This is a genomic window from Clostridium sp. D53t1_180928_C8 (assembly GCF_015667795.1).
Classification (GTDB): Bacteria; Bacillota; Clostridia; order Clostridiales; family Clostridiaceae; genus Clostridium.
This window is the reverse complement of the sequence record NZ_JADPEL010000011.1, coordinates 37,912-61,696: the sequence shown is the minus strand read 5'-3', so window position 1 is coordinate 61,696 and position 23,785 is coordinate 37,912. Positions and strand designations below refer to the sequence as shown.

Here is a 23,785-nt window from a genome sequence, read left to right as displayed (position 1 = left end):
AAATCAGGTTTAGGAGGGATCATTGTGAAAGGTGTAGAAGAAGTAATAAGGTATGGTTCTTTAAAAGAAGGAAAAATTTATAGAAGAGATTTGCTTGAAGATTATATAGAAAAGTATAGATGTATGTTAATAGAAGCGGGTGCTAAGAGAGGAATTTTATCAAGTGAATGTACTGATAGCTTTAAAATAAAGAGCATTATAGAAAATGCAAATTCAAATTTTCGAGTGGGACGAACTATAGTAAGTAATAAATTTTTTGGAGAAGTTATAATAGTTGAAAAGGTAAGCAATATATAAAAATTTTTAAACGTTTACAGAGGCGGGAAGATGGTTTATTATAAAAAGTAATAAGATTCATTAAAAAGATTAATGGAATAAAATAGTGAATAAAAGTTAAATTAGTATTATAATAAAAAAGTTAAGGGGCTAAGCTTCCTTAACTTTTTTATTAAAAAATTTTGTGATATTATAATGAAATATAGCTTAGAAATGTGGTGATTAGGTGTTAGGTCTTATAGGGATAAGAAAAAATGTTGATATAAAGATAAGAGAGAGATTTGCTATTACGTTAAGTAGGCAGTCTAAGGCAATAGAAGAATTAAATAAAATATATGAAGAAGTAGTAATAATAAGTACATGTAATAGAACCGAAATTTATATTTCAGGTTGTTTAGGAACTGAAAGTGAAATAAGAAATATATTTGAAATATTGGATTGGGATATTTCGCTTATAGAGTATACTTTTTATCTTGGAGGTATAGCTGTAGCTAAACACTTATTAGAAGTTGTTTGTGGATTTCATTCTAAAATATTAGGTGAGGATCAGATATTAGGTCAAGTAAAATCAGCTTATGAATTAAGTTTAGAGCATAAAGCTATACATACCAAGCTTTTACGGTTATTTGAAGAGGCAATAAGCTGTGGAAAAAGGTTTAGGACAGAAAGTAAGTTATATGAGATACCAGTTTCAGCATCATCTATTGCAGTAAATGAAGCCGAAAGCTTTGGGGCAAACAGTATTATGGTATTAGGATATGGTACAATAGGAAGTTTAGTTGTTAAATATGCATTGGGCAGTAAATTTAAAAAAATATTTATTGTCGTAAGAAATAAGAGTAAAGTTCCAGATTTAAATGATAATAGAGTAGAAATATTAGATTTTAATGAATATAAAGAAGTTATTAATGATATAGATGCAGTTATAAGCTGTACTGCAGCTCCACATGTTGTTATTAAAGATGAATATATAAGTAAATATGGAAAAGAAATTATGTTAATAGATTTAGCTCTTCCAAGAGATATTGAAGAATCTTTAGCTGAAAATAAAAGAACAACTTTACTAGATATAGATACAATAAGTAAATTAGATGGAAATAATAGAAAGCTAAGAAATGAAAAGATGAATGAATATAAGTTTCTAATTGATAGGTATCTAAATGAATATAAAGATTGGTTAAATATTAGAGAAGTTACATATTATATACATGAAATGAAAACTACAGGAAATAGCGTTGTAGAAAGTAGAGTTAAGTCTTTTGAACATAAATGTAAGGATGATAGAGATATTGATTTGGCTACAACTTTAATAAAAAGCACATCGGATTATTATATAAATAGAGCTATAAAACTGTTAAAGGAAGAAAAGTTAAAAGGACGTGAAAATGAATGTCTGAATATTTTAAAGAAAATATTCATGGAGAGTTAAATTATGCACCTATAACGCTTTTTGGAGAAAAGATTAGAATTGGAGTAATAGGGGCAGGAAGAGGCGCATTAATTAAAGTAAGGAACTTTTATAATAAAGGTAGTAATATAGAAGTTTTATCCTTAGACTTTTTAGCGGATTTTTATAAATTTAATGAAAATAAAGTAAAACTTATAAAGGGAAGTTATAATAAAGACTTTATATTAGATAAACATTTAATAATAATTGCCATTGATGATGAAAGTGTAATTAATAGAATAAAGGCGGATTGTGAAGAGTTATTTAAAATATATATAAATTCATCAAAATTTAAAGAAGGTATGGGGGTAATACCTGTTACTAGAGAAAGTGAATTTATTACGGTAGCAGTTAATACTAAAGTAGGAAACCCAAGAGGGTCGGTTATGGTAGCAGATTCAATTACTGAATCTCTTCAAGAATTTGATGAGTATATAAATCTAACAGGTAAAATAAGAAATTATTTAACATTAGATAAAGAAATAAAAGATGATTTATTAAAATTTATAAACTCTAGTGATTGTAAATTTTTTTATAGCAAAAATAAAATTTTAGAAGTATTTAGGTTATTTTATAATGATGATATAGTAAGTAAGATAAAGTCACTAGGAAAGGAAGAATAAAATTTATGGAATTAATTTTAGCAACTAGAAAAAGTTTGTTAGCTCAAACTCAAACTGAAACAGTTATGAAGCTATTAAGGGATAAAGTTAATATAGATACTAAGAAACTTCTTGTAGTAACTGAAGGCGATAAGAGATTAGATGTAACGTTAGATAAGATAGGTGGTAAAGGCTTATTTACAAAGGAGATTGAAATAGCATTATTAGATGGAAGAGCGCATGCGGCAGTACATTCTATGAAAGACGTTCCATATGAAATGGGAGTAGATTTTGAATTAACAGCAATGCCAGAGAGAGAAGATGTAAGAGATGTTTTAGTCTGTCAAAATGGTGAAACATTAAAGGAGTTAAGAAAGGGTGCAATAATAGGAACTAGTAGCATAAGAAGATCAGCTCAATTAAAGGCATTAAGAGAAGATATAAATATTGTTCCTATTAGAGGAAATGTTGGTACAAGGCTTGATAAGATGAAAAGTGAAGGTATGGATGGAATTATATTAGCGGCTGCTGGGTTAAAGAGACTAGGGATGGATGAAATAATTAGTGATTATCTGAATCCAGAAATTTTTGTACCAGCTGTATCTCAAGGAGCTTTGGGAATAGAGTGCTTAAAAAATGGTGATTATAATGATTATTTTAGAAAATTAGATAATATAGACGTAAGAATTACGGTAGGGGCAGAGAGAAGCTTTATGAGAGAATTAAATGGTGGATGTCATAGTTTAATTGGTGCATATGCAAGGCTTCAAGGAAATGATATATATATAATAGGAACATATGAAGTTAATGGTATAATAGTTAAAAAAGATATTTTAGGAAATAAAGAAGAATACGTTGAGTTAGGTAAAAAGTTAGCTCAAAAGATATTGAGGGCATAATAGTAAAATTATACAAAATAGTCTGAGGAAAGTAGGCGTTAATTATGAATGGAAAAGCATATATAATAGGAACTGGACCTGGAGATGAAGAGTTATTAACAGTTAAAGCTGTTAAAGTGTTAGAAAAATGTACAGCTGTACTTTATGATAGATTGGTTTCAAATAATATTTTAAATTATTTAAATGAAGAGTGTTTAGTGTATTATTGTGGAAAAGAGCCTGGAGCTCACTACAAAACACAAGAAGAGATAAATGATATGCTTGTTAAACTTGTTAAAGAAGGACATATAGTTGGGAGAGTAAAGGGTGGAGATCCTTATGTGTTTGGAAGAGGTGGAGAAGAAGTATTATCACTTGTTAAAGAAAGCTTAGATTTTGAAGTAATACCAGGTGTAACTTCACCAATTTCTGTTTTGAATTATGCAGGAATTCCAATAACTCAAAGGGCTATAGCACAAAGTTTTCATATTGTAACAGGAATGACTAGTGCGAGTGAAAAAATAAATTGGGAGGCTTTAGCAAAGGAAAATGGAACTCTTGTTTTCATGATGGGACTTGAAAATATAGAGAGAATAGTAGAAAATTTGATTTCTAACGGGAAGGAAAAGGATACGGCAGCAGCTGTAGTAATGAGAGGTACTTCATCTAAACAAAGAAAAGTGATTGGTACTTTAGATAATATTACAGAAAAAGCAAGAGAAGCTGGACTTAAATCACCATGTATAATCGTTGTTGGTGAAGTTGTAGAACTAAATGAAAAATTATCTTGGTATGAAAATAAACCTTTATTTGGAACTAATATATGTATAACTAGATCTAGAGAGCAAAGCTCAAGTTTAAAAAGTGCTTTAAAAGATTTAGGGGCAGAAGTAACAGAGATAAATTCAATAAAGATTAAACCAACAAAGGAAAATTTAAAGTCATATTTAGAAAAGCTTTCAGAGTATGATCATATTATTTTAACATCAGTAAATGGTGTTAATCATTTCTTTGATTATTTAATAGAAGAAAATTATGATATTAGAAATTTAAAGGCTAAGTTTTCTGTAATAGGAAAGGCTACTAAAAAAGCATTAATTAAAAGAGGAATAGTACCATTTGTAATGGCAAGAGAATTTGTTGGAGAAGGATTATTTAAGGCTTTATCACCTCACTTGGTTAAAGGAGAAAAAGTTTTAATCCCTTGTTCTTCGGGTAGTAGAAGTTATTTAGCTGATGAAATAAGTAAATTAGGGTTAGAAGTAGATAGAGTTCATATTTATGATACTATTTGTGGAACATTAAGAAATAAAAGAGTATTTGATGAAGTTGATTACGTATTATTTACAAGTCCAAGTACCGTGACTAATATGGTTGATATGTTAGGGTTAGAGGCAGTAAGAGAAAAGAAGCTTATTGCAATTGGTCCTCAAACAGCAAAGGCAATAAGAGAAAAGGAAATGGAGTGTTTTATGTGTAAAAAGCATTCTGAAGAGGGATTCCTTAAGGAAATAATAGAATTTAAGGAGGCAGAAAATGTTTAGAAGAGGTAGAAGGCTAAGAGCAAATTCTGTAATAAGAAGTTTAGTAAGAGAAAATTCATTAAGTGTAGATGATTTTATTTATCCAGTTTTTGTAGTTGAGGGTAATGATATAAAAAAAGAAATAAGTTCATTAAAAGGAAATTATCATTGGTCTATTGATAGGTTAAATGAATTAGTTGATGAATTAAATGAAGCTAAAGTAAAGTCTGTAATATTATTTGGAATTCCAGAGCATAAGGATTGTGTTGGAAGTGAAGCTTATAATGAAAATGGAATAGTTCAAAAGGCTATAAGAAAGCTAAGAGAATTAAGCAGAGATTTATATATAATTACTGATGTCTGTATGTGTGAATATACTGATCATGGACATTGTGGAATATTAAATGACCATAATGTAAATAATGATAAAACATTAGTATATTTAGGAGAAATAGCATTATCACATGCTAAAGCAGGTGCAGATATGATTGCTCCTTCTGATATGATGGATGGAAGAATAGGATATATAAGAGATGTTTTAGATAAAAATGGGTATGAAAACTTACCTATAATGAGTTACGCAGCTAAATATTCATCAGCATTTTATGGACCATTTAGAGAAGCTGCAGGATCAGCTCCAAGCTTTGGAGATAGAAAAGGCTATCAAATGGACCCTGCAAATTCTAGAGAGGCAATGGCTGAAATAGAAGCAGATTTAAATGAGGGTGCAGATGTAATAATGGTTAAACCTGCAATGTCTTATCTTGATATAGTAAAAGAAGCTAGAGATAAAATAAATGTACCTATTTGTGTATATAATGTTAGTGGTGAATATGCAATGGTAAAAAATGCAGGAGAAGCAGGATTAATAAATGAAAAATTAGTAGCCCTTGAAATGCTTTTATCAATGAAAAGAGCTGGTGCTAAGATGATAATAACTTATTATGCATTAGAAGCTGCAAAGTGGCTTAAGGAGGAAAAATAATATGTCTAACCAACAAATTTTTGATGAATCAAAAAAATATATGCCAGGTGGGGTTAATTCACCTGTAAGAGCTTATAGAGATATGGGGATAGATCCTCCAGTTATGAAGTCTGGAAAAGGTGTAATAATAAAAGATGAAGATGGAAATGAATATATAGATTTTGTTTTAGCTTGGGGACCAATGTTATTAGGGCATTGTAATGAACAAGTTGTAACGGCTATTAAAGAAATTTCTGAAAGTGCTATAGCTTTTGGGGCACCAACAGAATTAGAGTTGCAAATGAGTAGATTCTTATGTGAAGAAATGGATAATGTAGAAATGGTGAGATTTGTTAACTCAGGTACAGAAGCTACAATGAGTGCAATAAAGCTTGCTAGAGGATATACAGGAAAGAATAAAATAATAAAATTTGCAGGATGTTATCATGGACATTTTGATGGTTTCTTAGTTGAAGCGGGTTCAGGAGTATTAACTGAAGGTATCGCGGGATGTTTAGGAATACCTAATGATAGTATAAAAAATACTTTAGTTGGTGTATATAATGATATGGAGCAAGTAAGATCTTTATTTGAGGCATATGGTGATGATATTGCTGCAGTTATTATTGAACCAATTGCAGGAAATATGGGAGTAGTTAAGGCTGAAAATGAGTTTATGGAAACTTTAAGAGTATTATGTGATGAATATGGTTCATTATTAATATTTGATGAGGTTATGAGTGGATTTAGAGTAGCATATAAAGGCGCTCAAAGTTTATTTAATGTAAAACCAGATTTAATTACTTACGCTAAAATAATAGGTGGAGGTCTTCCATGTGGGGTATATGGAGGAAGACACGAGATAATGGAAAAGTTATCGCCACTTGGTGGAGTATATCAAGCAGGAACTATGTCAGGCAATCCAGTGGTAATGGCAGCAGGAATATCAACACTTAATATACTTAAAGAAAATCAAGACATATATGAGCATATAGAGAAAATTGGTGAAAAGCTTCAAAAGGGAATTGAAGATATAGCAAGGGAAAAGGGAATAAAACTAACAGTTAATAGAGTTGGTGGAATGATGACAGTATTCTTTACTGACAGAAATCCAGTAAGAAGCTATGATGATGCAAAGAGTTGCGATTTAGAGATGTTTAAAAAATATTTCTTACATATGTTAAAGAGTGGATTTAATATACCACAATCACAATTTGAGTCAATGTTTTTAAGTGCAGTTCATACAGAAGAGCATATTGATAGGTTCTTAGAAGTGTTTAAGCAGTTAGAAGTTTAGAATTTTAAATCTTAACTAAAGTATGGGGGTATATATTTTATGAGTAAAGCAATAGTTTTAGTGGCTTTTGGAAGCGCAAATTTAGAGGGGATTAAAAAAAGTATAGGGCTTTTAGAAAAGGACTTAGATAAGTGTTTTGGAGAAGAGTATACAATAATTAAAGCTTTTACATCTAATAGGATTATAGACCTTTTAAAGGAAAGGCATGATTATGTTATACCTCATTTGAGTAAGGCATTGTTTAATTTAGTTAATCACGGATATGAAGAAGTAATTATACAACCACTACATATAATGAGTGGAAGAGAAAAGAAACAAATTGAAGAAATAGTAAATGAGTATAAATATTCAATGGAAAAGCTAGTAATTAGCAAAACTTTATTTACTGATGATGACAAATTAAATCAAGAAGGGTATGAAATTGCAGATATAATTTGTGAAAATAGTAACAATGATGATATCTTATTAGTTGGTCATGGATCAAAAAAAAGCTCTAATAAACTATATAATGTAATTGAGAGTGCAGTTAAGAAGATTAGTAATAAAAGGGTTTATATGGCTACATTAGAAGGAGAAAAAACAATAGACTCTGTAATTGAAAGTATAGTACATGATGAAGTGAGTAGTTTATTAATAAAACCATTATTTATAATTCCTGGAAAACATGTCATATCAGATATATCCAGTGGAGATGGATCATGGATGGAGATGTTAAAGGAAAAAAATATTAATATTACTATAAATGAAAATTCTCTTTTACAATATAAAAAAATAAGAAAGCTTTATATAAAAAATATTATAGAAGCTATAAAAAAATAAAAAATTATTAATAACTATATCAAATGTTTGATAAATTTGAGGATTCTTTTTAGAATCCTTTTATTTATTTAAAAAGTAAACCTTTATTATTATTAATTTGATGGAATTTTAAATAATGGGATTTTTTGTTTGAAAAATGTTAAGAAAAGTTGTATTATATATAATTGTGATAAAAAAAATACAAAGATTAATAAATTAGGTAGAGGTGTCGAAATGTACAAGAGAGAAATTGACAATTTAGCTCACTCTGCAGAAGTTAAAATTGGCTTATTTAATAAAAGTATAGCAAAATATTTAACATCTGCTTTCCTTGGAAGCTTCTTTGTAAGCTTAGGAATTATGTTAATTTATGCAATTGGTGGAACAATGCACCATGCAGGAGTTGAAATCTATAAAATATTAATGGGAGCATGTTTTGGTGTTGCATTAAGTTTAGTTTTCATGTGTGGTGGAGATTTATTTACTAGTAATGCAATGATAATGACTATAGGAGCTTTAGAAAAGAAAGTATCTTGGTTAGATGCGGTTAAAATTTGGGTTGCAGTTTGGGTTGGTAACTTAATAGGTGGTGTTGTAGGGGCATTCCTATATGTACAAGCTGGTGTTGCAAGCGGTAAAAGTTCATACATTGGAGAATTTATAGTAAACAATGTTGCTACAAAAATGAATACTCCAGGAATGGAATTATTTTTAAGAGGGTTATTATGTAATGTTTTAGTTTGTCTTGCAACTTGGATGTGTTATAAACTAAAAGAGGAAACTGCTAAGATATTAATGATTTGGTGGTGCTTATTTACATTTATAACTGCTGGATTTGAACATAGTGTAGCTAATATGGGATTCCTTGCAATGGGATTAATGCTACCACATGGTGCAGATGTTACTATTATGGGAATGGCTCATAACTTACTTTGGGTTTCATTAGGAAACTTTGTAGGTGGAGTATTATTTGTTGGTTTACCATATTACTTTATAACAAAAGAAAAGAAAAATTCTTAATATAGAAAGAAAGGAACTAATTTAATTGTAGTTCCTTTTTTCTATGTTGATAAACACTTTAAATAAAAAAAATTAAAGTTGAGTAAAACACTAAGAAATGATATTGACAAATAATAATTATTAGAAGATAATAAAAGCAGATAAAAAATATTATTATAAACGGAGGATAAAAAAATGAAAGCATTTGTAGACCAAAATGTATGTATAAGCTGTGGATTATGTGAAGGGGTATGTTCTGATGTGTTCTCATTAGATACAGGAGTTGCAGAAGCTATAGAAGGTGAAATATCAGCAGAATTAGAAGATGCTACAAGAGAAGCTTGTGATGGATGTCCTGTACAAGCTATTTCAATAGAAGAATAATTTAAATTATTCAATACAATATAAAGGAGATGAAAATATGTCAAACGTATGTCTATGTAGAGGAGTTTCAGAAGAAAAAATAGTTGAAGCTGTAAAAAATGGAGCTACTTGTTTTGAAGAAGTTAAGGAAGAAACTGGTGCAGGTGCTGGTGGATGTCGTGGTGGAAGATGTAAATGTAACATCGAAATGATAATCGAAAAAAATAAGTAATATTTAATAAATAATGGTAACATCAATATATTTGATGTTACCATTATTTTATAGTAATAAAATAATTATTCATTTGAAAATAAACTATTTAATATCATACCAACTATAACTAAAAGTATACCAATGTATCCAATTGCTGATGGAAAGTTACTTTTAAGTATAAATATTTCACCAAGTAAAGTAAAAATAACTTCTCCAGATTGAGTAGCTTCTATAACTGCAAGTTGATGATGATTATTTTTTACTAAGTCTGTAGCTTTAAAGAATAATATAGTGGCTATAACACCAGAAAATAAAGCAACTAAAAAGGCTTGAAAAACTTGTTCTTGAGATGGTAATCCAACAGTTGAAACACCAAATAAAGATAATATAAGCCAAAATGGCATGCTACATAATGTCATTCCAAAAACACGCTGAAAGGTATTTAGGTTGTTATCACAAATTTCCATCATTTTACGATTACCTAATGGATAAGCAAAAGCAGCTATCATTACTGGAATAAGACCTAAAAGTAAGTGTGATATTGAGATATTACTAGAATTTTCAGATTGAATTAAAAAAACTCCTAATAAAATTATTAAAGAAAATGATAATGCTTTTTTAGGAATAGTATTTCTTTTATAGACTATTGAATCACTTTTTTTTATAGTTGTGAAAAATAGTGGTGATAAAAGTGCTCCAGCAATAATAGTTATTTGCCAAGTGCTAGCAACCATCCAAGAAGCTCCATATATTGAAGCAAAGCTAAGTGGAGCATAAAATAATCCAAATCCAATAGTACTCCAAATAAACCATGATAAAGTATTATCTTTTATTGATTTTACAACAGGTTTAATTTCATTTCTTAATAATACAATTATAAATAAAATTGGAAGCATAAAAAAATATCTTAGAGATGCGCTCCAAATCCAACTACCACCAGCAATATTCATTTTACTGTTAAGTATAAAAGTAAATGAAAAGAAGAATGCTGCTAATAGACCAAGTGGAAAAGCCTTTTTCATATTGAATTTCCTCCTTAAAGTTATGAATAGATTAGTATTACCTATTATATAATTATTAATTAAACTTAATCAAAAAAATAAATTAATATATAATAAAAAGGACATACTTAGAAAATATGTCCTTAAAAATTACTATTTAACTTTATAAATCCAATCTTCTGGAGCTTCAACATCTCCAAATTGAATTCCACAAAGAATTCTATAAAGTTCTTTAGTGATTGGGCCAACTTCTGTTTCGCTATAGAAGACATGAAGTTTGTTTTGGTATTCAATTCCACCAATAGGAGTAATTACAGCAGCTGTACCACAAGCTCCAGCTTCTTTGAAATCATCAAGAGAATCTATAGGAACTTCTCTTTCATATACAGGCATATTTAAATATTTTTCTGCTATTTCCATTAATGAGTATTTTGTTATACTTGGTAATACTGATGGTGATGCTGGTGTAACGAATTCATTATTCTTTGTAATTCCAAAGAAGTTTGCAGCACCTACCTCTTCAATGTTAGTTCTTGTTGCTGGATCTAAGTAAATACAGTCAGCAAAACCTCTATCTACAGCTATTTTATGTGGATGCATTGAAGCTGCATAATTACCACCAACTTTTTGACCACCAGTTCCATTAGGAGCAGCTCTATCATAGTCAGCAATCATGAAGTTGCAAGGTGTCATTCCACCTTTAAAATATGCACCAACAGGTAAACAGAATATACAGAAGATGTATTCTGGAGCAGGTTTAACACCAATATTATCTCCAACACCAATAACAAAAGGTCTTAAGTATAAAGTACCACCTGTACCATAAGGAGGAACATAATGTTCATTAGCTTTTACAACTTGCATACATGCATCTATAAATTTTTCTTCAGGAATTTCAGGCATAAGTAGTTTACCAAGACTGTTGTTAAGTCTTGCAGCATTTCTATTAGGTCTGAAAAGCTGAATATCTCCATTTTTAGTTCTATAAGCCTTTAAGCCTTCAAAGCATTGTTGTCCATAGTGAAGGGCACAAGAAGCTTCACTTATTGTAAGCATATTGTCTTCTGTTAAATGTCCTTCATCCCAAGTTCCATTTTTCCAAGTTGAAATATAACGGAAATCAGTTTTGATGTACTCGAACCCCAAGTTATTCCAATCGATATTTACTGTTTTGTTCATTTGAATCGCCCCTTTATTTATAAGCTATATCTATATGTTGTTTTCTTAATTATTTATTTTACCACTAATGGAAAAAATCTTAAACAAAAAAATAATGAATTTATAATAAAAAAATATTAACGGATATAAAAAAATATTAATCTATAGTATAATATTTATTAAATGGTAAAAATATCATTAAATATATTGAGTGTAGATTTAGGAGGGAAAATAATGAAGAGAGAAGTTATTCACACTAATAATGCACCAGGTGCAATAGGACCATATTCTCAAGGAGTTATTGTTGGAGATTTTGTTTATACATCAGGTCAAATTCCAATAAATCCTGCAACAGGAGAAATGGAAACTGATATAAAGCTTGCAACTAAACAATCAATGGAAAATGTTAAAGCAATTTTAGAAGCAGCAGGAACATCTTTAGAAAATGTAATAAAAACAAGTATTTTCTTAAAGGACTTAAATGATTTTACTGCTGTTAATGAAGTTTATGGAACATACTTTACTGAAAATCCACCAGCAAGAAGTTGTGTTCAAGTAGCAAAATTACCTAAAGATGCAGTTATAGAAATAGAGGCTATAGCAACTAAATGATATTAAAAGATAATAATTATTAATAAAAAGGCCTAAAGGGCTTTTTTATTTTTTTAAAATATAGTAAATTATATATTTGTAGAATGGCATTATTGGACAAAATAGTATTATAGTATACTAGATTACTATAGATATAAAAATAGAGACTATAGTATTTAATGAAAGGAGACTACTTTATGAAAAAAAATAAATTAAAATTTATAGCGGTAGCTTTAAGTACTTTATTTGTTGCAAATTCATTTGTAGCTTGTAATGAGAAAAAGTATGATGTTACTATTAACTTCTTAAATTGGGGAGAAAATATAGCTGAAGGTCTTATAGATGAGTTTGAGGAAAAATATAATATAGGTGTTAATGAAATATTTGTTGATGATAATGAAGCTATGTATCAAGAACTTATTTCAGGAAAAACTCAATATGATGTTGCTGTACCTGGAGATTATATGGTAGAAAGACTTATAGCTGAAGATAGATTGGAAAAATTAGATAAGGATAAAATACCTAATTGGACTCAGCTTTCAGAAGATAATTTAAATAGACCATTTGATCCAGGAAATGTTTATTCACTTCCATATATGAATGGAACTATAGGAATTGTATATAATACAGATATAATAAAAGAAGATGTAGATAGCTGGAAAGATATGTGGAATCCAGAATATAGAGACGAGATATTTGTTCTTGATTCACAAAGAGATGCTATTGGAATGGCTCTTAAGATGTTAGGATATCCTTTAAATAGTACAGATTCTGAACAATTAGAACAGGCAAAGAAGTCCTTAGTAGAACAAAAGGAATTAGGAACTATTTATGGTGCTGATAATGTTAAGGATTTAATGATATCAGGGGAGAGAGCTATAGCTATGATATGGTCTGGTGAAGGCTTAAACTTAGCTGATGAATATGATTATTTAGAATATATTGTTCCAAAAGAAGGAGCAAACTTCTGGATAGATTCATTAGTAATACCAAAAGGAACAGAGAATAAAGAGGCAGCAGAAACTTTCATAAATTTCTTATGTAATAAAGATAGCGCATATAGAATAGCTGAAGAAATAGGTTATACAACACCAAATAAAGAGGCAATGGAAGAGCAACCAGCTGATATTAGAAATAATCCAGGTGCTTATATGCCTGTAGAGGTAATGGATAAATGCGAGGGATATAAATATTTACCTCAAGATAAATTAAAATTATATGATGATATTTGGATGCAAGTAAAAGGCTAAAAATAAATATATATAAATTAAAAATATAAATTACTATATGGTAGAAGAATTGTAATAATACTTTAGTAGAAAAACAAGAAGTTTTGGTATATAATACTTATAAAAGGAAATGAGCTTAGGAGGAGAGAGTATGGATAAAATAATTGATTTTAATGAGCTTAAGAATAGAGTTAACGATAAAGATGTAGATCAATTTGAATCATATATTTATTCTTTATATTATAAGATGGCTGAAGGCAAAATTAATATGTCAGAGTTTTCTAAGGAGTTAGGTGAATATATGGAGAAGAATAATCTTTCTCCAGATAAATTCTTAAAGATGCAAACAAAGCTTATGGAGAGATATGGGATAGATGCTTCAGGCTTTGAGGATCAATTAAAATCATTAGGGTTAGAGAATATTTCAACAAATCCAGCAGATTATGAAAAAACACGTAGAACTTTAGGATTTCAAGAAAAATATAAAAATAGATTGAAGGTTAAAGGTGCTACAGAGTACAGTATAGAAAATGAAAAAAACAATCTTACTATTTTACTAGATGCCCATAATGTTATTTTAAAAAGTGAGGGGTTAATTGATCTCACTGATAATGAGTTAAATGAGTTTTTATGTTCATATAAAAAGACTGTAGAGAATGATTTACTTAAGATTTCAATTTGTGAAAATACAAAAGAATATGATTACTAAAAATAGAAAGAAATTTCTATTTATTTTGACTTAAATTAATGTATAATAAATAAGGTGTGATGTATTAGTCACTCCTTATTTTTTTACTAGCGGAGGATAATAATGAGCGTTTTAACAGTTAAAAATATAAGCCATGGATTTGGTGATAGAGCAATATTTGAAGATGTATCATTTAGATTACTTAAAGGAGAACATGTAGGTTTAATTGGAGCTAATGGTGAAGGTAAATCTACATTTATGAATATAATAACAAGTAAGTTAATGCCTGATGAAGGTAAGGTTATTTGGAGTAATAGAGTTAGAGTTGGTTATATGGATCAGCATGCTGAACTTGAAAAAGGATTAACTATAAGAGATGTTTTAAGAACTGCATTCCAATATTTATTTGATATGGAAGCTGAAATGAATGAGCTTTATGGAAGAATGGGCGAAATGGATGAAGACGAAATGAATAAGGCACTTGAAAGAACTGCTATTATTCAAGATATGTTAGATAATAATGGATTTTATGTTATAGATGCTAAAGCTGAAGAAGTTGCTAAGGGGTTAGGGCTTTTAGATGTAGGTCTTGATAGAGATGTAACTGAGCTTAGTGGTGGACAAAGAACAAAGGTATTATTAGGAAAGCTTTTATTAGAAAATCCAGATATACTTTTACTAGACGAGCCTACTAACTATTTAGATGAAGCTCATATTGAATGGTTAAAGAGATTCTTACAATCATATGAAAATGCATTTATATTAATTTCGCATGATATTCCGTTCTTAAATTCAGTTATTAACTTAATTTATCATGTTGAAAATAGAAAGCTTACTAGATATGTTGGAGATTATTATGAATTCCAAAGAATTTATGAGGCTAATAAAGCTCAATTAGAAGCTGCTTATGAAAGACAACAAGCAGAAGTTGCACAACTTAAGGATTTCGTTGCTAGAAACAAAGCAAGAGTTGCAACTAGTGGTATGGCTAAGGCTAGACAAAAGAAGCTTGATAAAATGGAAATGATTGAACTTGCAGCAGAAAAACCAAAGCCAGAGTTTAACTTCTTAAAGGGAAGAACTTCAGGAAAGGTAATTTTTGAAACTAAGGATTTAGTAATTGGATATAATGAACCTTTAACTAAGCCTTTAAATCTTTACATGGAAAGAGGGCAAAAAGTTGCTTTAGTTGGAGCAAATGGACTTGGTAAGACTACATTACTTAAAAGCTTAATGGGATTAATTCCTTCATTAGGTGGAGAAGTTTCATTAGGTGAATATCAACAAATTGGTTACTTCGAACAAGAAATAAAGGATGCTAATTATAATACTTGTATTGAAGAGGTATGGGAAAAGTTCCCTTCTAAAACTCAATACGAAATAAGATCAGCTCTTGCTAAATGTGGTTTAACAACTAAACATATTGAAAGTAAAGTATGTGTACTAAGTGGGGGAGAACAAGCTAAGGTTAGATTATGTAAGCTTATTAATGAAGAAACAAATATCTTAATCCTAGATGAGCCTACTAACCATTTAGATGTTGAAGCTAAGGATGAACTTAAGAGAGCTTTAAAAGAATATAAGGGAAGTATATTACTTGTATGTCACGAACCTGAGTTTTATAAGGATGTTGTAACAGATATATGGAACTGTGAAGAATGGACTACAAAAGTTGTATAATATTTTCAAGTTTAAAGAGTTAGTTTTATGAGCTAACTCTTTTGTTAAAGTTAAAATATTGTTTATATATAATATTAAAAATGGGGAAAAAGAGTAGTGGAGAATAAAATGTATTATAATCTTTTATCTAAAAATATATATAAATTTGAATGTGAGCTATTAAAATCAGAAGTTAGAAAGTCATCACAAAAAATAGCTGAATTGATAGCTACTGAATTTGTTGAATTTACAAGCTCGGGAAGAATAGTTTTTTATGAAAAGGGAGAAGTGTTTCAAGAAAAAGATGATAATACTGAATTAAACTGGGAAATTAGAGATTTTCATGTGAGAGAGCTGTCTAATGAGTGGATATTAGCAACTTATAAAGTAATAAAGCATGATGAAATAGATGAAAGCAAGAAATATTCTTTACGTAGTTCAATTTGGAAGTGTTTTGATGGAAATTGGAAAATGATATTTCATCAAGGTACATTAACTTCAAAAAAAATAATTATTCCAAATGTAATTTAGTGAAAATTTGTTAAAAATATATTAAATACACCTTTTATTGTTTTTACAAACAATAAAAGGTGTATTTTTTTGATTAAGTGCATTCAAAAGTTAACATTCTATGAATATATTTTTAATTTTTCAAGAAAAATTTTCTAAAAAAATATTGACTACGATTTCATAAGCGAGTATTATAATATTAACAACTTAACACATTAACCTATTAAGTTGGGGGAGGGAGTGAAAGAAATGGAAGATAGATATGCTTATAGCAGAAAGAATATAAAATATTATTCAATTGAAGATTTGCCTGAGGAATTTGTATAAGAAGAATATTTATTCTAGGTGAAATTTGTTTAACGTATTTACATTATTATCGTCAAATACTTGAAGGGCATATACTTAAAGATAAGTTTTCATAAATAGTTATTTTAAGTAGATGTATTCTAAGTAGTTGATGAATAAAGTTGGACAAGCTTTAATTAAAAAAATACAAGAAGTTGAAGTTAGTGATATCTTATTTAATAATATTGGAATAGTTAAAAGAATTCTAATAATTTAAATGTAAGTATCAAATCAGAGCAACTAGAAGCATAAACCAATATTAAATTAGCCAAACTTGAAGACTTTTATAATATATCTTATAATAAATTTGCTACGTTAACATGTTATATTATAAAGGAGTAAAAGAGATGATTGCTAAATATGAAATTATAAAACAAGACATTATCCAAATGATTGAAGATAAAAAGTTTAAGCCAGGAGATAAAATTTATTCAGAGGGAGAATTGAAAAAAATATATAATGTAAGCAGTACAACTGTTGTCAGGGCGCTTCAAGATTTAGTTTTAAGTGGATATCTTATTAGAAAGCAAGGCGAAGGTACATATGTAAGAAAGACTTTTAAGCATAGACGTGCTTTCTTTGATGAAGGTAGTCCAATAATTGAAGAAGTTAAGAGTAAGTATTCTAAAGCAGCCATAGTAGAAAAAAAGAAAATATTATATGTAAAGGAAATAGAAGATAAAGAGATTGCTGGAAAATTACAGCTTAGGGGCAATGAAACGTTAGTCCAATTTTGTAGAATAAGCTATGTTAATGATACACCATGGCAAGTACAAAATAGTTATATTCCAAAGAAATATTTAAAAAATTTTTACTACAATAATTTAAAGGAAAATGATAGGTTTTCTGATGAGGTAAATAAGGCTCTAGGAATAAATTTAATGACTTTACCTATAAAGCAAAAAATAGAAGTTGAGTTTCCTATTTCAAGTGAAGAGGTATGTAAAGAATTAAATGTAAGCGAAAATATTCCTGTATATAAGGTAGAAAGAATTACTTACTATCCGTCTCAAACACCATTTGAATTTGCAAGAAATTATATACACTATAAATTTTACTCAGTGGAGATTCAAACTGAAGATAATGTTTAATTTTAAATTAACATTAAGGAGTTAAATATGAGTAGAATCAAAAAAGAACAGTTGCTTAGTAGTGAACGTTATTTAAATAATGGTTTCTTAACAAAAGAAACAATTGAAAAAGCATTAAATGAATGTATAAAAAAAATAGATAAAAATATTGAAATATTAGGAGAAAATTTTCCTACTCCAGCTACTAAGGATAACGCTTACGGTATTATGGATAATACTGAATGGACCAATGGATTTTGGACAGGAATTCTATGGTTGGCATATGAATATACAAAGGATAATAAATACAAGGAATTAGCAGAGAAAAATGTTGAATCATTTTATAACAGAATACTAAATAATATTGAAGTTGCACATCATGATTTAGGGTTCCTTTATATTCCTTCGTGTGTAAGTGCTTATAAGCTAACTGGTAATAAAATGGCTTATGATGCAGCGATTATGGCTGCAGATGCTTTGATTAAACGTTATCAAGAAAAAGGAGAGTTTATTCAAGCATGGGGAGAGTTAGGAGCTCCAGAAAACTATAGATTAATTGTAGATTGTCTTTTAAATATTCCGTTATTATATTGGACAACAGAAGTAACTGGAGATGAAAAATATAAAGAAATTGCTAAAAAGCATTTTAAAACAACTATTGCAAATGCAGTTAGAGATAATGCTTCCGCATATCATACTTTCTATTTTGATCCAGAGACAGGAAAACCTGTTGGAGGAAAAACTAGACAAGGGTATTCAGATGATTCAAGTTGGGCAAGAGGTCAAGCTTGGATAATATATGGAATTGCATTAAACTATTTCCATGATATGAATGAAGAAAATATATATATATTTGAAGCAGTAGCAAATTATTTTATAAATAGATTACCAGAAGATTTTGTATGCTATTGGGATTTAATTTTTAGTGATGGATCAGGACAATCAAGGGATTCATCTTCAGTAGCAATAGCAGTTTGTGGTTTGAATTTAATGGATAAGTTCTTACCAGAAACTAATGAAATGAAGAATATTTATAGATATGTTCAACATGCTATGTTGGGAAGCTTAATCAAGAATTACACAGATGAATTAACAGATGGAGTTACAGCTCTTATAAATCATGGAGTATATTCTTGGCATTCTGGTAAGGGAGTAAATGAAGGTAATATTTGGGGAGACTATTATTATATGGAGGCTTTAATTAGATTTTACAAAGACTGGGAAATGTATTGGTAAAAAAATAAAGTATAAAAATATTACTTAATAAATGGAGGATAATTATGGATAATAAGCCGAATATTAAAATGGTTCGTATTGATGAAAGGTTAATGCATGGACAAGGTCAATTATGGGTTAAGAGTTTAGGAGCTAATTTAGTAATAGTTGCAAATGATAAGGTTTCAACAGATAATATTCAACAAACTTTAATGAAGTCTATTGTATCTAAAGAGGTTGGAGTTCGTTTTTGGACAATAGAGAGAACAAGTGAAGTAATTTGGAAAGCAGCTCCGCATCAAACTATATTTACAGTTGTAAAATCATGTCAAGATGCACTTAAATTAGCAGAAGGTGGATTTCCTATAGAAGAGTTAAATATAGGTAATATTCATGCTGCTGATGGAAAAGAAAAAATTTCTCAATTTATCTATCTTGGGGAAGAAGATAAAGAAGCTTTACGTATATTAAGAGATAAATATAATGTGAAATTTAATACTAAAACTTCACCAGTATCAAATGATGGGGTTCAATCAATAGATGCTTTAAATAAGGCTTTAAAATAGGAGGATAAATATGAATATATCAATAACTCAAGTAATCTTAATAGGCTTAATTACTGCACTTTGTTATGCGGGGCAATTATTAGGTATTTATACAAATCGTTCAATTGTTATGTCATTTTTCATAGGTCTTGTATTAGGGGATATTCCTACAGCATTAACTTTTGGTGCTTTAGCTGAACTAGCATTTATGGGATTTGGTGTTGGTGCAGGTGGTACAGTTCCACCAAATCAATTAGGGCCTGGAATAGTCGGAACAATTATGGCTATTACTATGAAAAATCAAGGTGTTACTCCTGAATCTGCTTTATCATTATCATTACCATTTGCTGTTTTATTTCAATTAGTTACAACTGCAATTTATACTGCATTATCAGGTACAACAGATAATGCTAAGAGGTTAATAAAAGAAGGAAAATATGAAAAGTTTAGTTTTATTGCCAATAGTACTTTCATTGCATTTTTAGTAGTTGGATTTATTATAGGTATTGCATCAGCTATTAGTTTACCAGCATTACAAGGATTTGTTAACTTATTACCAAAATGGTTAATAAGCGGATTTTCAGTAGCTGGAGGACTTATTCCTGCAATTGGATTTGCAATGATAATGTCAGTTATGATTAAAAAGGAATTATTACCATATGTTTTATTAGGATATATTTGTGTATCATATTTAGGATTACCAACTATGGCTGTAGCATTAGTTGGAGCAGTATTTGCTTTAATTATGTACAACTTACATTCTAAACAGGCACAAACTGTAGTAATGAGTGCTAATTCTATTAATGCTATGGGCGAGGAGGATTTTTCAAATGGAATCTAGAAAAGCTAAATTAACAAAAAATGATTATTTAAAGACAACATTAAGAAGTTATTTTTTACAAAATGGATTTAACTATAATTCATATCAAGGAACAGGTTATTTATATGTAATATTACCAGCTCTAAGAAAAATTTATAAAGATGAGCCAGAAAAGTTAAAAGAAGTTGCTACTGCAAATATTGAATTTTATAATACAAATCCTCATGTTTTACCATTTGAGACTAGTATGCATATTGCAATGTATGATCATGGAGAAGACATAGAAAATTCACGTAGTATAAAAATGGCATTAATGGGACCGTTAGCAGGAATAGGAGATTCAATTGCGCAATTTGGTTTAGCTCCATTATTCTCAACTATTTTTGCAGGATTAGCAATGGATGGTTTATCTTTTGCTCCAATGGCTTTCTGGATATGTATGATATTATCAATGTTAGCTATTAAATTAGGAATGGGTTTCTTAGGTTATAAGCTAGGAACTAGCGTAATAGATACTTTAAGTGAAAAAATTGGTCAAATTTCCCATGCAGCAAACATAGTAGGTGTTACAGTAATTTCTGCATTAGCGGTTAGTTTTGTAAAGGCAAAGATAGGCATTCAACATGTTACTAATCTTGCATCAGGAGAACAGCAAATAGTTTCTATTCAAGCAATTTTAGATAAGATACTTCCAAATATGTTGCCTGCTGTTATAACTATAATAGTATTCACATTAGTAAAGAAATATAACTGGTCAACATATAAGTTATTAGCTTTATTGTTTGTATTAGGTATAGGGCTTTCATATTTTGGTATTCTTGTATAGGAGGAGTTATAGATGTATAAATTAGTAGTTGTGGGACATGGTAATTTTCCAAGTGGAGTTTTATCATCAGTGTCTTTATTAGTAGGAAAAAATGAAAATATTTGTGGGTTTGATTTAGATGAAAATGAAACACATGAAGGATTAGAAAATAAATTGAAAGAATTATTAAATAGTAATGAAAAGGTTATAGTTCTTGCTGACCTAACAGGTGGAGCTCCACACCAAATAGCAGCTCGCCTAATTTTAGAATCAGGAAAAATGAACCAATATATTATTTCAGGAATTAACCTTGCTTTAGTTGTTGATATAGCAATGAAGTGTTGTCTTGGTGAAGTTGAAGATGAAGAGATTCAATCAATGATAGAAGCATCAATTAATGATAGTAAGGAATCTATGACATTATTATCTAATAGGATGTTATAAAATGGATACTAAAAATATAGTTTTATTAGCATTAATTATAATAGGTATATGTTATGTTATCATAGCTCCATTTATTAGGTATAAGGGAGTTAAAGATAATAATGAGAAACATTTAAAATTTCTTAACAATCTTAAAAGTGGAGATAAAGTAGTATTAAGCTCAGGTATTTTAGGGGTTTTGAAGGAAAAAACTGAAGAAAGTTACTCTATTGAAATAAGTGAAAGGATTATAATAAAAGTCCTTCCAGCAAGTATTATAGGAAGAAGTTGATGTAAATTATGATAACTTTTGATTTATTAAATTCATATAGTGATAACTTTCTGACAAATAATTGGGAAAGCTTAATTAAAGAAAATTGTAAAAAGGAAATAAAAAGAGCAAGACTTCAAGGTGATTTACTTTGTAGAAACATAATAATTTATAATGATCCCATGGATATGGAGTCTACTTCTATTCCTTATACTTTTGATGGAGTGGAATGGAATAAAAGTGCTAATCTAGATCCAGAATGGGTATTTATGCTTAATCGTAATGGATTTATGATTGATTTAGCAATTTCTTATCGTCTTACTGGAGATAAAAAATATATAGAGAAATGGAAAGAATATATTTTTAGTTTCATTAAGTATAATGGAGTTCCTTCAGATTATAATCAAAATTCATGGCGTAATCTTGATACAGGTATAAGATTATCAAATTGGATGAGAAGTCTTGTATATTTAGGACGTGATTTACATTTAACAGAAGAAGAAATAGAGGTGTTAGAAAAATCACTAAAAATACATCTTGAATATTTATATAAAGCTTATAGACCAAAACAATTATTAAGTAACTGGGGAGTTTTACTTATTACAGGTGTACTTTCAGTATCTATTTTCTTTCCTGAACTTGTAGATGATCAGCATAAAAAATGGGCATGGGACTTGTTAGAAAATCAGCTTGATATTCAGTTTTATCAAGATGGTATACAGTGGGAGCAAAGTCCTATGTACCACCATGAAGTTATTTTAAGTACTGCATATGTTATGATGCACGCTGAATATACAAATTATAACTTACCAATAAATATTAGAGAAAAGTTAAAGCCTTTAGTTGAAGCATCACAATTTTATGTCAATTATAATGAAGAACTTATATCTTTACATGACAGTGATAATGTTGATTTTTCATATATATATAGTATATATAGATGTCTTGGACTAGCAGCTGAGACACCTTCAAAAAATGAAAAAGGAATATTGTTTGTTGGAAGTATGTATGTAGATAAGTATAGTAATTTTAAAAGTGAACCAGTTAATGGATGCTTCAAACAACTAGATAGTGGATTTTTAGCATATAAGGATGAAAATCACTTAATAACATTATTTAATGGTAGACATGGAAGTGCTCATGGACATGCTTCCCTAGGAAGTGTAACTATTAATTTAAATAGGCAAGACATTATAGCAGATCCAGGTAGATTTATTTATCAACATAACTCTCCACTAAGGATAGCGTTAAAGAAACAATGGATGCATAACACTGTTGATGTTGATAATAAAGAAGATTTCAAAATTACTGGAGATTCTTCATATGATGAAGTTCAAGATCCAATAGGAAATACTTATAATCAAAAAGGTAATTTTATAGCACTAGAAAGTATATGGTCTGGTAAGGCTAATATTATAGAAAATGCTGAAAGTTTAGAAAAGAATTTATATACAATAAGAAGAGCTGTTTTTATAGATAATAAAATGAATGTTGTAATAGTGTTTACAGCAATTGATTATCCAGGTGAACATAAGTGGCGTTCAATATATAATCTTCATCCAACGATAAAATGCAATCAAGTAGGTGAAAAAGCAGTTATTGAGTCTGAAAATATGAGCTTTGTAGTAGATTCTTTAATAGAAGATAAATTTATTAATTCAAAAAGTGTTTTTTCAATAAAGTATAATCAGTTATGCAACAACGATAAACTAGTATCTTCTTCTTCTTTTATAGATAGAGGTGTTAAGGTAGAAGCGTTTTATGAAAAGAATACTGTTACTATTAAGCCTTTATATGTTTATCAAAATGGTAAATGTGAACAAGCCGAAAAAGATAAGATGATTGGATTTGAAGTTAAAAGTTTAAAGAGTTGCGAAAAATTCTCAGTGTTTTATTGTGCATTTGATACTTTTAAAGGTGATAAGATTTATTATAGTGAAAATGGACATGGCATATTTGGAAAGTTAACTGTTTTTAATAATGATAATAAGCGAATTAAGCTTTTATAAAAATACTTTAATTAGTAGTAAAAGAAAGTATATAAATTTGGATTTGAAATTAGAATTTCTAAAAAATATACTTTCTTTTTTAAAT

The 23,785-nt window shown here is 29.1% G+C and carries 26 protein-coding genes; 24 read left to right on the top strand and 2 right to left on the bottom strand.

Going from position 1 to position 23,785, the window contains the following annotated elements; genetic code table 11:
• The first annotated feature begins 24 nt into the window (after window positions 1–24).
• The 11 genes from I4V51_RS09520 to I4V51_RS09470 all read left to right on the top strand — a co-directional run bounded on the left by I4V51_RS09520 (window position 25) and on the right by I4V51_RS09470 (window position 9,379).
• A complete protein-coding gene (locus tag I4V51_RS09520; RefSeq protein ID WP_195988204.1) occupies window positions 25–297 on the top strand; it encodes a hypothetical protein in 273 nt (90 codons plus the stop codon).
• 205 nt (window positions 298–502) lie between these two features.
• Window positions 503–1,705, top strand: coding sequence for a glutamyl-tRNA reductase (hemA, locus tag I4V51_RS09515; RefSeq protein WP_195988203.1), 1,203 nt, complete (start codon window positions 503–505; stop codon window positions 1,703–1,705).
• A complete protein-coding gene (locus tag I4V51_RS09510; protein WP_195988202.1) occupies window positions 1,666–2,346 on the top strand; it encodes an NAD(P)-dependent oxidoreductase in 681 nt (226 codons plus the stop codon). Before hemA ends, I4V51_RS09510 begins: the two co-directional genes overlap by 40 nt.
• A 5-nt stretch (window positions 2,347–2,351) precedes the next feature.
• On the top strand, window positions 2,352–3,224 hold the full coding sequence (hemC, locus tag I4V51_RS09505; protein WP_195988201.1) for a hydroxymethylbilane synthase: 873 nt from the start codon (window positions 2,352–2,354) through the stop codon (window positions 3,222–3,224).
• Window positions 3,225–3,268: 44 nt separating this feature from the next.
• Window positions 3,269–4,747, top strand: a complete 1,479-nt coding sequence (gene cobA, locus I4V51_RS09500) for a uroporphyrinogen-III C-methyltransferase (protein ID WP_195988200.1) — start codon at window positions 3,269–3,271, stop codon at window positions 4,745–4,747.
• On the top strand, window positions 4,740–5,711 hold the full coding sequence (gene hemB, locus I4V51_RS09495; RefSeq protein ID WP_195988199.1) for a porphobilinogen synthase: 972 nt from the start codon (window positions 4,740–4,742) through the stop codon (window positions 5,709–5,711). Before cobA ends, hemB begins: the two co-directional genes overlap by 8 nt.
• 1 nt (window position 5,712) lies before the next feature.
• A complete protein-coding gene (gene hemL / locus I4V51_RS09490) occupies window positions 5,713–6,987 on the top strand; it encodes a glutamate-1-semialdehyde 2,1-aminomutase (protein ID WP_195988198.1) in 1,275 nt (424 codons plus the stop codon).
• 39 nt (window positions 6,988–7,026) lie between these two features.
• On the top strand, window positions 7,027–7,806 hold the full coding sequence (locus I4V51_RS09485; RefSeq protein WP_195988197.1) for a sirohydrochlorin cobaltochelatase: 780 nt from the start codon (window positions 7,027–7,029) through the stop codon (window positions 7,804–7,806).
• Between the two features lie 213 nt (window positions 7,807–8,019).
• Entirely contained in the window at window positions 8,020–8,805 is a 786-nt protein-coding gene (locus I4V51_RS09480) for a formate/nitrite transporter family protein (RefSeq protein WP_195988196.1), read from the top strand.
• Between the two features lie 174 nt (window positions 8,806–8,979).
• On the top strand, window positions 8,980–9,168 hold the full coding sequence (locus I4V51_RS09475; protein ID WP_195988195.1) for a ferredoxin: 189 nt from the start codon (window positions 8,980–8,982) through the stop codon (window positions 9,166–9,168).
• A 37-nt stretch (window positions 9,169–9,205) separates the two neighbouring features.
• Window positions 9,206–9,379: a (2Fe-2S)-binding protein gene (locus I4V51_RS09470; protein ID WP_195988194.1), complete on the top strand. Its 174-nt coding sequence runs from the start codon at window positions 9,206–9,208 to the stop codon at window positions 9,377–9,379.
• A gap of 65 nt (window positions 9,380–9,444) precedes the next feature.
• Here the strand turns inward: I4V51_RS09470 and I4V51_RS09465 are convergent, their stop codons facing one another.
• Together I4V51_RS09465 and I4V51_RS09460 are read right to left on the bottom strand one after the other, a co-directional pair.
• A complete protein-coding gene (locus tag I4V51_RS09465; protein ID WP_195988193.1) occupies window positions 9,445–10,383 on the bottom strand; it encodes a multidrug resistance efflux transporter family protein in 939 nt (312 codons plus the stop codon).
• A gap of 132 nt (window positions 10,384–10,515) precedes the next feature.
• On the bottom strand, window positions 10,516–11,541 hold the full coding sequence (locus I4V51_RS09460) for a branched-chain amino acid aminotransferase (RefSeq protein WP_195988192.1): 1,026 nt from the start codon (window positions 11,539–11,541) through the stop codon (window positions 10,516–10,518).
• 213 nt (window positions 11,542–11,754) lie between these two features.
• Between I4V51_RS09460 and I4V51_RS09455 the strand changes: the two genes are divergently transcribed.
• The 13 genes from I4V51_RS09455 to I4V51_RS09395 all read left to right on the top strand — a co-directional run bounded on the left by I4V51_RS09455 (window position 11,755) and on the right by I4V51_RS09395 (window position 23,700).
• Window positions 11,755–12,132 carry a RidA family protein gene (locus I4V51_RS09455; protein WP_195988191.1) on the top strand — a complete coding sequence of 126 codons (378 nt, stop codon included), beginning with the start codon at window positions 11,755–11,757 and terminating at the stop codon, window positions 12,130–12,132.
• A gap of 176 nt (window positions 12,133–12,308) precedes the next feature.
• Complete coding sequence (locus tag I4V51_RS09450) at window positions 12,309–13,361, top strand: spermidine/putrescine ABC transporter substrate-binding protein (protein ID WP_195988190.1); 1,053 nt, start codon at window positions 12,309–12,311, stop codon at window positions 13,359–13,361.
• A gap of 130 nt (window positions 13,362–13,491) precedes the next feature.
• Window positions 13,492–14,049, top strand: a complete 558-nt coding sequence (locus I4V51_RS09445; RefSeq protein ID WP_243281473.1) for a DUF3867 domain-containing protein — start codon at window positions 13,492–13,494, stop codon at window positions 14,047–14,049.
• Between the two features lie 102 nt (window positions 14,050–14,151).
• Entirely contained in the window at window positions 14,152–15,708 is a 1,557-nt protein-coding gene (locus I4V51_RS09440) for an ABC-F family ATP-binding cassette domain-containing protein (RefSeq protein WP_195988188.1), read from the top strand.
• A gap of 108 nt (window positions 15,709–15,816) precedes the next feature.
• Entirely contained in the window at window positions 15,817–16,218 is a 402-nt protein-coding gene (locus I4V51_RS09435; protein ID WP_195988254.1) for a DUF4440 domain-containing protein, read from the top strand.
• Between the two features lie 671 nt (window positions 16,219–16,889).
• The gene (locus I4V51_RS09430; protein ID WP_195988187.1) at window positions 16,890–17,633 is read left to right on the top strand and encodes a GntR family transcriptional regulator; all 744 of its coding nucleotides are present in this window, start codon (window positions 16,890–16,892) and stop codon (window positions 17,631–17,633) included.
• A gap of 27 nt (window positions 17,634–17,660) precedes the next feature.
• On the top strand, window positions 17,661–18,848 hold the full coding sequence (locus I4V51_RS09425) for a glycoside hydrolase family 88 protein (protein ID WP_195988186.1): 1,188 nt from the start codon (window positions 17,661–17,663) through the stop codon (window positions 18,846–18,848).
• A 44-nt stretch (window positions 18,849–18,892) separates the two neighbouring features.
• The gene (locus I4V51_RS09420; protein ID WP_195988185.1) at window positions 18,893–19,393 is read left to right on the top strand and encodes a PTS sugar transporter subunit IIB; all 501 of its coding nucleotides are present in this window, start codon (window positions 18,893–18,895) and stop codon (window positions 19,391–19,393) included.
• A gap of 10 nt (window positions 19,394–19,403) precedes the next feature.
• Entirely contained in the window at window positions 19,404–20,213 is an 810-nt protein-coding gene (locus I4V51_RS09415) for a PTS sugar transporter subunit IIC (protein ID WP_195988184.1), read from the top strand.
• Window positions 20,203–21,018 (top strand): PTS system mannose/fructose/sorbose family transporter subunit IID, encoded by an 816-nt coding sequence (locus I4V51_RS09410; RefSeq protein ID WP_195988183.1) that lies wholly within the window; start codon window positions 20,203–20,205, stop codon window positions 21,016–21,018. The genes I4V51_RS09415 and I4V51_RS09410 overlap by 11 nt, the downstream gene beginning before the upstream one ends.
• A gap of 12 nt (window positions 21,019–21,030) precedes the next feature.
• Window positions 21,031–21,441, top strand: a complete 411-nt coding sequence (locus tag I4V51_RS09405; RefSeq protein WP_195988182.1) for a PTS sugar transporter — start codon at window positions 21,031–21,033, stop codon at window positions 21,439–21,441.
• 1 nt (window position 21,442) lies between these two features.
• Complete coding sequence (locus tag I4V51_RS09400; RefSeq protein WP_195988181.1) at window positions 21,443–21,712, top strand: preprotein translocase subunit YajC; 270 nt, start codon at window positions 21,443–21,445, stop codon at window positions 21,710–21,712.
• 8 nt (window positions 21,713–21,720) lie between these two features.
• Window positions 21,721–23,700 carry a heparinase II/III family protein gene (locus I4V51_RS09395; RefSeq protein ID WP_195988180.1) on the top strand — a complete coding sequence of 660 codons (1,980 nt, stop codon included), beginning with the start codon at window positions 21,721–21,723 and terminating at the stop codon, window positions 23,698–23,700.
• The last annotated feature ends 85 nt before the right edge of the window (window positions 23,701–23,785 follow it).